The 12,895-nt window shown below is 50.3% G+C and carries 10 protein-coding genes and 1 tRNA gene; 10 read left to right on the top strand and 1 reads right to left on the bottom strand.

Annotated elements, in window-relative coordinates; genetic code table 11:
* Nucleotides 1-28: 28 nt before the first annotated feature.
* The 3 genes from CXF87_RS21860 to CXF87_RS02155 all read left to right on the top strand — a co-directional run bounded on the left by CXF87_RS21860 (nucleotide 29) and on the right by CXF87_RS02155 (nucleotide 2,213).
* Nucleotides 29-166, top strand: coding sequence for a hypothetical protein (locus tag CXF87_RS21860; RefSeq protein ID WP_232774522.1), 138 nt, complete (start codon nucleotides 29-31; stop codon nucleotides 164-166).
* The gene (locus tag CXF87_RS02160) at nucleotides 148-1,140 is read left to right on the top strand and encodes a porin (RefSeq protein ID WP_232774520.1); all 993 of its coding nucleotides are present in this window, start codon (nucleotides 148-150) and stop codon (nucleotides 1,138-1,140) included. The genes CXF87_RS21860 and CXF87_RS02160 overlap by 19 nt, the downstream gene beginning before the upstream one ends.
* Before the next feature lie 98 nt (nucleotides 1,141-1,238).
* A complete protein-coding gene (locus CXF87_RS02155) occupies nucleotides 1,239-2,213 on the top strand; it encodes a hypothetical protein (protein ID WP_101145300.1) in 975 nt (324 codons plus the stop codon).
* A gap of 409 nt (nucleotides 2,214-2,622) precedes the next feature.
* Here CXF87_RS02155 and CXF87_RS02150 read toward each other — a convergent pair whose 3' ends face one another.
* Complete coding sequence (locus CXF87_RS02150; protein WP_232774518.1) at nucleotides 2,623-2,802, bottom strand: hypothetical protein; 180 nt, start codon at nucleotides 2,800-2,802, stop codon at nucleotides 2,623-2,625.
* A 455-nt stretch (nucleotides 2,803-3,257) separates the two neighbouring features.
* Between CXF87_RS02150 and pgm the strand changes: the two genes are divergently transcribed.
* The 7 genes from pgm (at nucleotide 3,258) to CXF87_RS02115 (ending at nucleotide 12,368) form a co-directional block, all read left to right on the top strand.
* The gene (gene pgm, locus CXF87_RS02145) at nucleotides 3,258-4,844 is read left to right on the top strand and encodes a phosphoglucomutase (alpha-D-glucose-1,6-bisphosphate-dependent) (RefSeq protein ID WP_101145299.1); all 1,587 of its coding nucleotides are present in this window, start codon (nucleotides 3,258-3,260) and stop codon (nucleotides 4,842-4,844) included.
* A 320-nt stretch (nucleotides 4,845-5,164) separates the two neighbouring features.
* A complete protein-coding gene (locus CXF87_RS02140) occupies nucleotides 5,165-7,084 on the top strand; it encodes a sensor domain-containing diguanylate cyclase (protein WP_232774525.1) in 1,920 nt (639 codons plus the stop codon).
* A gap of 144 nt (nucleotides 7,085-7,228) precedes the next feature.
* A complete protein-coding gene (locus tag CXF87_RS02135; RefSeq protein WP_101145298.1) occupies nucleotides 7,229-8,176 on the top strand; it encodes an AEC family transporter in 948 nt (315 codons plus the stop codon).
* An 86-nt stretch (nucleotides 8,177-8,262) separates the two neighbouring features.
* A tRNA-Arg gene (locus tag CXF87_RS02130) sits at nucleotides 8,263-8,339 on the top strand.
* A gap of 132 nt (nucleotides 8,340-8,471) precedes the next feature.
* A complete protein-coding gene (locus tag CXF87_RS02125) occupies nucleotides 8,472-9,722 on the top strand; it encodes a tyrosine-type recombinase/integrase (protein WP_101145297.1) in 1,251 nt (416 codons plus the stop codon).
* A gap of 544 nt (nucleotides 9,723-10,266) precedes the next feature.
* The gene (locus CXF87_RS02120; protein WP_101145296.1) at nucleotides 10,267-11,388 is read left to right on the top strand and encodes a Fic family protein; all 1,122 of its coding nucleotides are present in this window, start codon (nucleotides 10,267-10,269) and stop codon (nucleotides 11,386-11,388) included.
* 371 nt (nucleotides 11,389-11,759) lie between these two features.
* Nucleotides 11,760-12,368, top strand: a complete 609-nt coding sequence (locus CXF87_RS02115; RefSeq protein WP_101145295.1) for a hypothetical protein — start codon at nucleotides 11,760-11,762, stop codon at nucleotides 12,366-12,368.
* Nucleotides 12,369-12,895 lie beyond the last annotated feature (527 nt).

Genomic DNA, 12,895 nt, shown 5'->3' with positions numbered 1-12,895 from the left:
ACAGTATACGAGCTAAGGAATTAAAATCATGAAAAAGACACTTCTAGCGACTGCTATCATCGGTGCCATGGGCGCCTCCGCAGCAGCCCAAGCCGCGACTATCTACAACGAAGATGGCACCAAGGTTGATCTGTACGGCACATCCAGTTGGCCTACTCGGCTGTAGAAGCTGGTGATGGCAGCACCGAAGATGAACTGGGCGATAACGGTTCTACCGTTGGTATCAACGCTTCTCACATGATCTCGCGTGACCTGACAGCCTACATGAAGGCTGAGTGGGAACACGACGCTGATGAAGCTAAAGTTGAAGATGGCATCGAGAATGGCGACCAAGCCTACGTTGGCGCAAAAGGTAATTTTGGTGACTTGCGTGTAGGTTCTTGGGACCCGCTGATTGATGACTGGGCACAAGACAAAATCACCAACTACGAGTTCGCTGATGTTTCTGACTCCTCTACTGACGTTGCTAATGGGGTCAAAACTTTAACCGGTAATCCCGATGCAAAAATTGACCGTGAAGGCGATAAAGTACAGTACATGTCACCGAGCTTTGGCGGCTTTGACTTTGGCTTAGGTTTTCAATACAAAGGTGACGCTGAAGGTGAGTCGGGTAATGATCTAAACGGTAACGGTACTTATGCCACTCAAGAAGATGAAGCTGCATTCTTCGCCGGTGTACGTTACACCATTGATAGCCTCCAGCTAGCCGCTATTTACGACTCTTTGGATAACTACACACTAGAAAATACTACGACTGGTGAAGAATTCGAAGCGGATGCTTACGCACTCAGCGCTGTATATGGCTTAGGTGCTACGACTTTAGGTGCTAAGTACGAGCGCACTAATTTCGAAGAAGGTAGTGATGACGGTGAAGTAGACCGTTATGCTCTGAGTGCAAGTCATGGCTTCAACTTCGGTGATGTTTACGCGGGTTACCAGTTTGTAGATGCTCAAGACGCTGCTGGGATTGTTGATGAGAACTACGCGGGTACTACCGGTGACGAAGAGTACAATGAGTTCCTGATCGGCGCTAACTACAACATCAGCGACAGCATGTACATTTGGGCGGAAACCGGCGTTTATGACCGTGAAGAAGACGCAGGTGACTTCGTTGCTACAGGTGTTGTTTACAGCTTCTAATTCTTGTTCCTCGCGAACAAAGCTGTAATGATCGAAGCCGGCCCTTTGGGCCGGCTTTCTTGTATGCGGATTTTATTGGGTATCAAAGGAGAATAGTCATGGTCAATCGGTATGTGATCGGCCTCGGCGTAGTGCTGGTAACCGCCAGTTTACCGCTATGGGCGCAAAGCCCTGCCGAGCAGCGTAGTCTTGAGGCTGCTAATCAGGTGGACATTTCCAAGTTCTTTTCTTCACAAACCGACGCGCGCAGCCGTACTTTTCCTTTTCGTGGCGAGCAAACCCATACCTTTACGGTGACTGATGCCGGGCAGTATCAGTTAGTCAGCAATCCCGTGGGGGGGGATAGCGATTATCGTATTGTTGCATCGCTAACCGATGAACAGGGTAATGTGATTCGAGAGGGAGATGCCTTCGGTCGTAGTGGTGGGCTGGAAATGACCGTGGAGTTGGAGCCCGGTGAATACACGCTTGCTACCGAGGCGCGTAAAATGGGATCAACCAACTCTGGTGCGAACGGCTATTTGATTCAAGTGGTAGGGCTGGATGCGTCAGGCAATCGCGTAGCGCAAGGCGAAAGCGGTATTGATGATGGCGATGATGCCATTTTTGGTCAGGCAGGCGACACGGGTTCAGTGTTTGTTAGGCCGGGAGCTGCATCGGTGGCTCTTGGCAGCGACAATCGCGGCAGTGAACAGCAGGCCGCACCGGAAACGCTTGCTCAGCAAACAGATGACGCAGGCGGCAGTGATAATACGCTCGATACCATTCTGGCCGACGTGCGGATTGCCTTTGAAGGTGAGGTTGCCACCTTTACGCTCGATGAGCCAAGCAACGTTCAGATTGACAGCTCTACCTTTCCAGGCAACGAAGGTAGTTACCGCTTAGAAGCGCGTTTACTGGATGCTCAAGGTAACGTGGTCGCACAAGACCAGGGAACGGCTGTCGCGGGCGATTTTGCTATCAGCCAACAGTTAGCGCCCGGTGAGTACAGCGTATGGGTAGAGGGGCGTCGGATCGGGTCGATCCAAGGGCGCGATTCGACCTACCAATTGCGTGTCGAAGTGATTGACTGAGCATGTAGATAGCCAGCAGAAGGGGGGAGGCAGGCCAGAAGACCCCAGTACACATAGCTTGATAAATTCTTTTAAAAACGATCTATTAGCGGCGACCTCGGTCGCCGCTTGCGTTTGTGCTTTTGATTGAGCTTTGGGGTGGTATCGCCCTACGCAGTATCCATGATGCGCGACATTGTCAGCTTTCTCTGCGCCTGCCGGGTGTCGGTCTCATGGCGTTTGCGCCGTTTTGTTTGAAGCAAATAAGTGAACAAGGTTGAATGCTCATTAATGGATGATCACCTCAGTTCACTCCAGAACCGCTGACTGATAGGGCTGGTGGTGACCCCGCTCCTACCCGAAGTTCTGCATCAGGCATAGTGCGCGCCGACTGATGGGTGAATCTAATCAGCAGGCGTTCTAGCGCTATTTAAAACGGAAACGTCAGTGGTGTAATCACCAATACCGCTGCCGAATAGGTCACACTAACCGGTAAGCCAATCTTTAAAAAGTCGGTGATACGGTAGCGGCCGGGTGAATACACCATTAAATGAGTTTGGTAGCCAAAGGGGATTAAAAAGCAGGCGCTGGCGCCGTAGGCCACGGCCATTACAAAGGGGAGCGGGTCGGCCCCAAAGGCTTGGGCGGTGCTCCAGGCGATAGGAAGGGTCAGCGCGGCGGCAGCGCGGTGAAGCCTAGTGATGGCGCTTCAGCTGCTGTTCTACCACGTGGCCTTGGTAAAAGGCACCGATGTGGATAAGCCCCGCAATCTGGCTAAGAGCGTGACGGTAGAGTAATGGCAAGGCCAGGGCACAGCTGCGGGAAGTCAACGCCGAGGTGTTCAAAAAAACCGTCGCGGGTTCGAGCACCCTTCAATTGTGTTGTGCTTGGATATTGAGACCGTCGTTTTAAGCAGTACGTTATGTCTTTGTGACACACTCAAAATTGTGGTGTGTAAACTAGTGGTTCTTAACCTAGTTGCCCTTAAACTAGCTATGTTTGAGCTAGCTATCTTGGGAAAACGTACCCATAAATATGTTGCTAATTAAATCAAGGGAGACACAAATGGATGTTGTCACGAAAGCATTTTTTGATGAAACACCGAGTGCTAACGAGGCCAAGGAGTGCGTAACGTTTGGCACCTCCGGCCACCGTGGCCGCTCCATTGAGCGGACGTTCAATGCCGCACATATTTATGCAATTACTCAGGCGGTGGTCGATTACCGTATCGAAGCGGGTTATCAGGGACCGCTGTTCCTGGGTTTCGATACCCACGCGCTTTCTCGCCCCGCTTGGGAGTGTGCACTGCAGGTGCTGGCCGCCAACCGGGTGTCGGTGTTTGTTGAAAAAGGCCACGGATACACCGCTACACCGCTGATTAGCCAGGCAATTTTGCATCATAATCGCCCACAGGATCAGACGGTGCCAGCGCTTGCGGATGGCCTGATTATCACGCCTTCGCATAACCCGCCGGAAGATGGCGGCATCAAGTACAACCCGCACCACGGCGGCCCAGCGGATACTGACGCCACCGGCTGGATTGAGCTGCGTGCGAATGCTTACCTGCTGCGTCAGCTTGAAGATGTACCTACCGTGCCGGTTGATGAGGCGATCGCCCATGCCCAAGAGTACGATTTCACCGCTCATTATGTTGCTCAATTAGGCACGGTGGTGGATATGGCTGCGATTCAGAAGGCAAATCCAACGCTTGGTGTCGACCCGATGGGGGGCACGGCGTTGCCTGTTTGGGAGGCAATCGCGGCGCACTACCATCTCAATCTTGAGGTTGTGAATACTACGATTGATGCTGAGTTTGCGTTTATGCCGTCGGATCACGACGGCAAAATTCGTATGGATTGCTCAAGCTCTGCAGCAATGGCCAATCTGCTCAAGATTAAAGATCGCTTCGATATAGCGTTTGGTAACGACCCGGATGCAGACCGACATGGAATTGTTGACGCTAACGGCTTGATGAATCCTAACCACTTTTTAGCCGTGTGTATCGATTACCTGATTACTCATCGCCCAGAGTGGGCCACTAGCTTGAAGATTGGCAAGACGCTGGTGTCGTCTTCGATGATCGATCGTGTAGGGGCTTCCCACCAGCGTGAGCTGTATGAAGTCCCAGTAGGTTTTAAGTGGTTTGTAGATGGTTTGCACGAAGGCTGGCTGGCCTTTGGCGGCGAAGAGAGCGCAGGCGCCAGCTTGCTGACCCGTGAAGGCAAAGCGTGGTCTACCGATAAAGACGGCATTGTGCTCTGTTTGCTGGCAGCAGAAATCATGTCGGTCACTGGCAAAACGCCCAGCGAGTATTACCGCACGCTCACCGAGCGTTTTGGCGAGCCTTTCTATAAACGCGTGGATACTCCCTGTTCACCGGAAGAGAAGGCTGCGTTTAAAAACCTGACTGCAGAAAGCGTAACGGAGAAGCTGCTTGCTGGCGATCCGATTACTGCGGTGTTAGTCAACGCACCCGGCAATGGCGCTGCTATTGGCGGTATTAAAGTCACTACCGAAAACGGTTGGTTTGCCGCTCGTCCTAGCGGCACGGAATCACTTTACAAGGTATATGCCGAAAGCTTCAAAGGCGAACAGCACTTGGACGAGCTGATCGAAAATGCCACCGCACTACTAGCAGGTGTGTTGCAGTAGCTGATGTAAAGTCAGTTTTATTACCCATGAAATAGAAGGCTCCACAGTTAAATTAATTTTAAAAGTGGCTTATAGTTGATACGTATCAACGTTTGCGCGGGTCGGAATTTTGTTATGTTGGTGGTTGAATTGGATTGAGCGATACTGCTCCGCCTACCACAGAAAATGGGTATAAATGCTGCCGTTATTTTATAAATCAAGGTTAGCCAGTGTCTCTGGCTAACCCACTGAAACTAACACTCACCTCTCGCTCATTAAAAAGCCGGCTTCTGCTGGGGCTCGCGCTTACTTGGTTTTTGGTGGTGTCACTGGTGCTCGGCATGTCGTGGCAACTGGGTAAAACCATGGTGCATGAGGCCAATATGTCTCATCTGCGTTATGAAGCTACTCTGCTTGCCGACGAAGTGACCCAGCAGGTTGAACAGCGCTTTCAGGCATTAGAACGCTTAAGCGGCATAATTAGTGCTACTGATGATGCGAGCTGGATCCGCTACCAGCTGCGTCAGAATGATGGTCTGCTGGCTTGGTTTGAGGGAGTTGTGGTTGCTAATCGCGAAGGGGAGATCGTAGCTGACTGGCCTGCTATTGTAGGCCGAGTAGGGCTTCACACGGCCGAGCTTGAATACTTCCGTATGCTGCGCGGTACTCTTCGGCCTTACGTCAGCGAGCCATTTCAAGGGCGAGCTAGTGGTATGCCTATGGTGTTAGTCAGCGTTCCACGCCTTACTGAACAAGGTGAGTTCGATGGTTTCGTGGGCGGCATTCTTAGCCTGGATTCAGGCGGAATGTTTGGTCGCTTGGCCAAGGTTCGCTTGGGTGAGAGTGGCTATGCGGCTGTTGCTACTGCATCCGGAAAAATTTTGTATCACCCTAACAGCCGCTTGATTAATGCCAGCGTACCTGACAAGGAATTTAATCCTGGATTGGATCTTGCTTTGGATGGCTGGGAAGGTGATGTTGTTGACGAATTATTAAATGGCCAAACAGCGCTACAGTCTTATGCTCAAGTGTGGCCTGCCGGTTGGGTCGTTGGCTTCTATTTGCCGATTGAGCAAGCGCAATTGCCGCTGGCTAATTTCATCCAGAAACTTTGGTGGCTATGGGTGTCGCTGGCAGTATTGATGTTGCCCCTGTTGTGGTGGCTGTTAGGTCGTGAGCTTTCGCCCCTTAAGCATCTGGAAAAACAGATTGGTGAGGTGGGGCTGGGCCACAGAGAGCACGTCAGCCTGGCCACCAATATGCAGGAACTGCAGCAAGTCGCATCCACCTTTAACCGGGTAGAAGAGGAGCGGCAGCTACTGCTCAGTAATCTTCAGGAGCGCGAGGCGTTTCTTGACTCAGTGCTCAATGCCGCACCGCAGGGCATGTTTGTCGCCAATATTAAAGGTGACATCACTTACATGAATCCAGCATTGCTTGAGATGCTGAATATTTCTCCTGATCTGGCTATGGAGTCATGGCTCACTCAAATTCACGTTGACGATATCACCGGTACCAAGGATATGTGGGTCCATAGCCTACGTACCGGCAGTGACTTTGTGCGTCAGTTACGCTTTTTACGCAGCGATCAAGAGCTGCTGTGGCTGGATATTCATGCTCGCGTGGTTATGCTTTCCCAAGATGGCCATACCCTTGGTTTGGTGGGAGTTGTGAAAGATATAACTGAGCGACGGGAACAGGAAGCTATTCAGCGTTGGGAGGCGGAGCATGACCCGCTAACGGGTTTGCTGAATCGTCGAGGTTTTGAGCGCCGCCTTGAAGAAGCTTTTGCCGATTTTCAAAAAACCAGCACGCCTTCGGCCCTGTTGCTGTTCGATTTAGATCACTTTAAGCCTATCAACGATGAAGGCGGGCATGCTTTGGGCGATGAAATGCTGCGTCGTATTGCTCAAGTGGTCGCCTGGGAGGTGCGTCGTAGCGACCATGTAGCGCGTCAGGGCGGTGACGAGTTTGGTGTACTGCTGCCTAGTTGTACCCTTTCTCGGGCGAAGGCAGTGGCGGAATCTTTGCGGCAAGCAGTGGGGGAGATATCCGTGACTCACCAAGGGAAAGAGTACATGGTGACGCTCAGTATTGGCGTCACCACCTTTGATGAAGTTGACGCCAGTGTAAGCAGCGTTTTAGAGAGAGCCGATGCCGGGAGTTACAAGGCTAAAGATCAGGGCCGAGATGGGGTGGTCGTCAATATGCCCCAAAGTCATGATGATGATGTCATGGAACTCTTCGATCAATTTAAATAGTTACCACATGCCCCAAAAGCCGTCTTGTGTGCCTGTGGCGTGCTTACTAGTCGACAAAACTTGCCCAACAGTAGAATATAAGCAGGTGCTGAACTTACTGCTAGAAGCCAGTTTTTTAAAATCAAGGCAGATCGAGATACTGTTGTGAACCTAATCGAACTCTTTGCTCGCACGCTGGATATCACGCTGCCTGTGTTTGCGATGGTGTTTATCGGCCTGAGCCTTAGGCGCTTGAAATTGATCGACAGCGCTTTCGTCTCAACTGCCTCAGCCTTAGTCTTTAAAGCGACGCTGCCCACTCTGATTTTTCTTAGTTTGATAAAAGCCGACCTAAGCGTTGCGCTAGATGTTTCACTGATGGTGTTTTTTGCTGCGGCGACGCTGGGGCAATTTCTGCTGAGCTGGGTATGGGCGCATTACCGTGTCGCGCGTGAAGATCGCGGTATATACGTGCAAGGTGCGTTCCGTGGCAATTGCGGTGTAGTGGGGCTAGCACTTGCAGCGGGTATGTACGGTAACTACGGCCTTTCAGCGGGTAGCTTGCTGTTAGGCGTGGTTATTGTGTTGTACAACGCGCTTTCGGTGGTGGTGCTGGCGTTCTATCAGCCTGGGCAGTCCACTGACTGGCGCAGCTTGCTAAAGCATGTTGCCACCAACCCGCTGATTATCTCGGTCTTTGCCGCATTGCCATTTACAGCTCTCTCTATCCCTCTGCCCAGTTGGTTGATTACTTCAGGGGATTACTTTGCTTCCTTAACCCTGCCGTTGGCGCTGATTTGTATCGGCGCTACGCTCTCTGTATCAAGCATGCGTGACAGTAGTCAGGTGGCGCTAAGCGCTAGCTGGATGAAAATGGTGATATTGCCCATTGTCTCAACGGCAGCCGCTTGGCTAGTGGGCTTTTCTGGAGCACAGCTGGGTTTGCTGTTCCTGTTTTTTGCCAGCCCTTCGGCCGCGGCAAGCTTTGTGATGGTAAAAGCGATCGGTGGCAATGTAGCGTTAGCGGCCAATATCATCGCCATTACCACACTGATGGCGAGCATTACCGTCACGCTGGGCGTGTTTGCCCTGCGTTTGCTTGGTTGGATTTAGCAATTAGGTTGAAGCGGGCCAACTCGGTTGGCCCTGCCTAACCGGACGCGTTATACTACGCGCCCTCAAGTTTGTACTCCGCTTAAGTCCCTGTAGCTCAGTAGGATAGAGCAGCCGCCTCCTAAGCGGCAGGTCGCAGGTTCGAATCCTGCCAGGGACGCCAACGGGCTATCTTGAGAAGTCCTGACAAAGCCAAAAATGATGTGTAACACTCTGAAAGACATTATTTTTTAGCCCTCATTGTTCCCCAGCATTCCTTTCAAAACCGGCTGCAAAGTGGTATACAGAATGGTATATGCCCCCATTCGAAGATGCTCGGTATACCGCCATGGCACTAACCGTTCGACAGATAAACTCAACCAAACCTAGCACGAAAATTTTAGCCCTCAACGATGGCCAAGGATTAGAACTTAGGATCTGGCCCGATGGTCGTCGTGGGTGGCGTTTGCGCTACACACGCCCTAATGGCAAGCGCAACATGATTAGCCTTGGGAAATATCCAGAAGTGAGCCTTGCCGAAGCGAGGGAGAAGCGGGCGGACATAAGGCGTTTAATATCTCAAGGCACCGATCCAGTTGAGCAAAAGCAAAACGATAAGCGGCAGCAACAGTACGCTGCACAAAACACATTTGAGGTGCTGGCCATGGAGTGGCACGCGAGCATGGTGCCGCGTTGGAAAGAGACCTCTAAGCGAGCCAACGATAGTAAGCGTGTGCTGGAAATGTACGTTTTCCCAAAGGTGGGTAATCGCGCCATTGAGAGCATTCTGCCCTTAGAGTGGCTTGAGATACTACGCGCGCTAGAAGACTTGGGAAAATTTGAGCAGAGACGCCGGCTACACGCCTTCTGCAGGGATATCTATCGCTACGCCATCATAACGGGCCGGGCTAGCTTTAACCCCCTCACCGACCTCAATACAGCGCTTAAACCCTATAAGCGTGGAAGCTTTCACCATATTTCTCAGGAAGAACTGCCCGAACTTGTACGTGATATTGAGGGCTACGATAAGAGCCCTATGGTGCGTATTGGCTTGAAGCTATTGCTGCTGACGGCTGTGCGCCCTGGTGAGCTGCGCATGGCTGAGTGGAAAGAATTCGACCTACAAGACGGAATCTGGAAGATCCCCGCTGAGCGTATGAAGATGGGCAGGGCGCATCAAGTCCCTTTGCCCACACAAGCCGTTCATGAGTTGCGCTACCTGCACAAGCTAACAGGAACTTTCAAACTGCTGTTCCCAGGTCGAAACAACCCCCGTAAGCCGATATCCGATGCCGCCTTTAACATGGCCTTAAAGCGCCTTGGCTATGAGGGTCGGCACGTTCCCCATGGCTGCCGCCATGTGGTGGCCACCGGTTTGAAAGAATTGGGTTACCCAAGAGAATGGATAGAGCTACAGCTATCGCACAAGCTGCCAGGGATCGAGGGCGTTTACACCCACGCCCAGCACATGGCCCCGGATCAAAGGCCCGCCATGATGCAATTTTGGGCGGATTATCTATTTGGGACAGATAGGCAAGGGGGCAGGCTGTTTTCAGGAGAGAGTTAGGGGAGAAGTATATGAAAGTCGAGCTACATACAGGCCTGTAAGTTTCTTTGATTGAAAACTAGCGTTGTAGGATTGCCCAAATGCACGTCAAGATAGCTTTATTCTCATAAGTTTCCAAAAATGAGAAGCTAGTATCGTAGGTTTGCACAGATGCACGTCAAAACAGCTTCGTTCTCATAAGTTTCTAGAAGTGAGAAGCTAGCATCGTAGGTATGCATAGATGCACGTCAAGTTGGTTACGTTCTCATAAGTTTCTAGAAGTGAGAAGCTAGCATCGTAGGTTTGCATAGATGCACGTCAAGTTGGTTACGTTCTCATAAGTTCTTGGAAGTGAGAAGCTAGCTCTGTAGGTTTGCATAGATGCACGTCAAAATAGGTACAGTCTCATATAGTTCTAAAAATGAGATTCTAACCTCTGCTAAGCATGCATCTCATGATCAGGCATCCATAGAGGTATTGAAAATAATGTTGACTCTCAAAAATTGATAAATATGATGTACTATATTTGGCGTTCAAGAAATTGAAAATTTGAGAGGCAATTGAAATGGAGTTAAATTTAGACGAAGCTGTAAATTATCACTACGATAAATTTCCACCTCAAAAAATAGATTATGGCAAGTTTGTAGACAAACTTATAAAAGCTACAGATGCAATTGCACGCTATGATCAAATGCTAAAAAACATGCACAATAGCGAAATACTGCTTGCCCCTTTAAGGAATCAAGAAGCAGTTATCTCTTCTAGAATGGAGGGAACTGTTAGTACTATGGATGAAATCTTGCAATATGAGGCTGATCATGAAAATGAGGCGGCTAGTACACCTAGTGTAAGGTCTGAAGTTATTGAAACAATACTTTACCAAAGGGCGTTGAAGGCCGCTCAAAAAGCTCTAAATGATGGCTATCCAGTTTCTCAGTCGCTGCTTAAAGGAGTACACCAACGACTTTTATCATTTGGTAGAGGGGCATCAAAGTCACCGGGGGAGTTTAAGCTTGAGCAAAATTATTTGGCTGATAGGAATAAAAAGAAAATACTTTTCATTCCCGTTAGCCCAGAGCGGCTACAGGATGGATTAGATGTATTGTTCAAGTATATCAATGAAGATCCTAGCCCAACGCTCGTTAAAGCAGCATTGGCGCATATAGAGTTTGAGGCCTTACATCCGTTTAAAGATGGTAATGGAAGGATTGGGAGGATGTTGATAACTTTGATGTTATGGAAGTACGGAACTATTTCAGCACCTCATTTTTATATTAGTGGATATTTTGAAGAAAATAAGGATGAGTACATTGATACGATGAGGCGAGTATCGGAGACAGGGGATTGGGAAGAATGGTGTTCTTTTTTTCTAGAAGCCGTAGAGCAACAGGCAATACGGAATTTAACTGTTGCTGAAAATATAAGGTCGTTATATGAAGAAATGAAAATTTTATTTGCTGAGTTGTTGTCTTCAAAATGGAGCGTGACTGCACTAGATTTTGTTTTCACTAACCCTGTATTTCGTAATAACAAATTTACTTCGCAAAGTGGGATTCCGGCAGCTACTGCTGCAAGATTTACTAGAATTATGTTAGATAATGACATAATACGTACAGTCGAGGAGGCATCAGGGCGACGGCCAGCCATGTATTCCTTTGAACCTTTGCTGAAACTAGTCCGTGTTTAAGCGATATATTGTTTATTAATAGCTAATTAAGATTGAGTCGTAGTTTATGTTTAGTTTAAAGCCGCTGCCCCCGCAGCGGCTTTTTTGCTTATACAAGAGAAAATTTTTTACCTCGGTGTAAGTGGCACCACTTACACCCGGCCCTGCTGGCAAGGTTTTGGCGAGGGCGTCAAGCTTACTCGGGCTACTGGAGCATTTGCTGGGAACGAGACCGCGAGGACATAAACCCATGACCGACAACACACACCAACCCACCTTCAAAACGGTGAACCAGATCCCGCTAGGCAATCGCTTGTTGCGCCGTAAAGACGTGGAACAGAAAACCGGAAAGAGCCGTAAGGCTGACCACGGCCACAGCGCACCACTTCGGCATGATCGGCCCCGCATTCGTGGAGCAGATACTCAAGGAAACCGACCCCGACTACTTTTATCGGCGGTTTGCTGAGGTACGGGAAGGATTCAACTCTGAAGGCCCCCAGGCGGGCAGGGTAGCGGATCGCTTCGCCATCATTGGGCTAGCCGGGGAGCTGGCGACCACTTACGGAATTTTGCCGTGGGAAGAAGGCACCGCCGCCAACGCAAGCCGCCAGCTATTCCGCGAGTGGATCGCCAGGGTAGGCGACGGTAACGCAGAAGATCGTCAAATACTTAGCGCGCTATCGGATTTTATCGCCATGCACGGTGATAGCCGCTTTTCCAATATTGCTGCTGAGCTACCCAACTCCAACATTAAGCACCGAGCAGGTTACTTCGAGATCGAGGACGGCAAGCGTCTTTACCTGTTCAACCGTGCCTCACTGACTGAGGCGGCAGCGGGGTATGGCCGTGACCGCGTGATACGCACCCTGGAAACCTACAACGTGCTAGCCAAAACCGACAGTGGCCGCCGCCAGAAAAACTACCGCCTCCCAGGAGGAGGGAGCACGCGCTTTTTCGTCATTGATCCCGACAAGCTGGATGCAGAGCGAGGGGGCGAATGATGGATAGGCTTTTTACGCGTGAACCTAGTTTCTGTGGCAACACTGGCTACAACGGCAACACCCAGCAACCACGGGGCTTGCAGCCGTTGCCTATTAATAAGAGAGGTGGCAACAAAGGCAACACATATCTTTATATCTATAGAGCACCTGATTTTGTCTGTTGCCGTTTTAAAAAAGCGGCTACAGGTTGCCAAAAAATACCAATTAAATCAATGGTGTTACCGGTGTTGCCTCGTTGCCCGCGTTTTTGAAATCAGTCAGGGGAATTATAGGGGAGTGGTTTCGTTCGTTATGCGAACACTTCCTGATTGTCTCCTTGCCGTGCCCCATCCCCCTTTCTGGCAGGCGCTTTTTGCCTTGCTCACGTTTTCCCAACCGTGGGGCCTTGGCTCCACATCCTCACCCTGCACCCCAACCGCCCAATGGAGGGCCTGATGAACCAACCAGCAACCACCACTCAACAGACCGACCGTAACAGCAACGAGGGCCAAACCATGGAAACCGCAAAACCGGAAGCACAAGCACCC

This window comes from Halomonas sp. MES3-P3E, from assembly GCF_002836035.1.
GTDB classification, from domain to species: Bacteria; Pseudomonadota; Gammaproteobacteria; order Pseudomonadales; family Halomonadaceae; genus Vreelandella; species Vreelandella arctica.
This window is presented reverse-complemented; position numbering and strand designations above follow the sequence as displayed.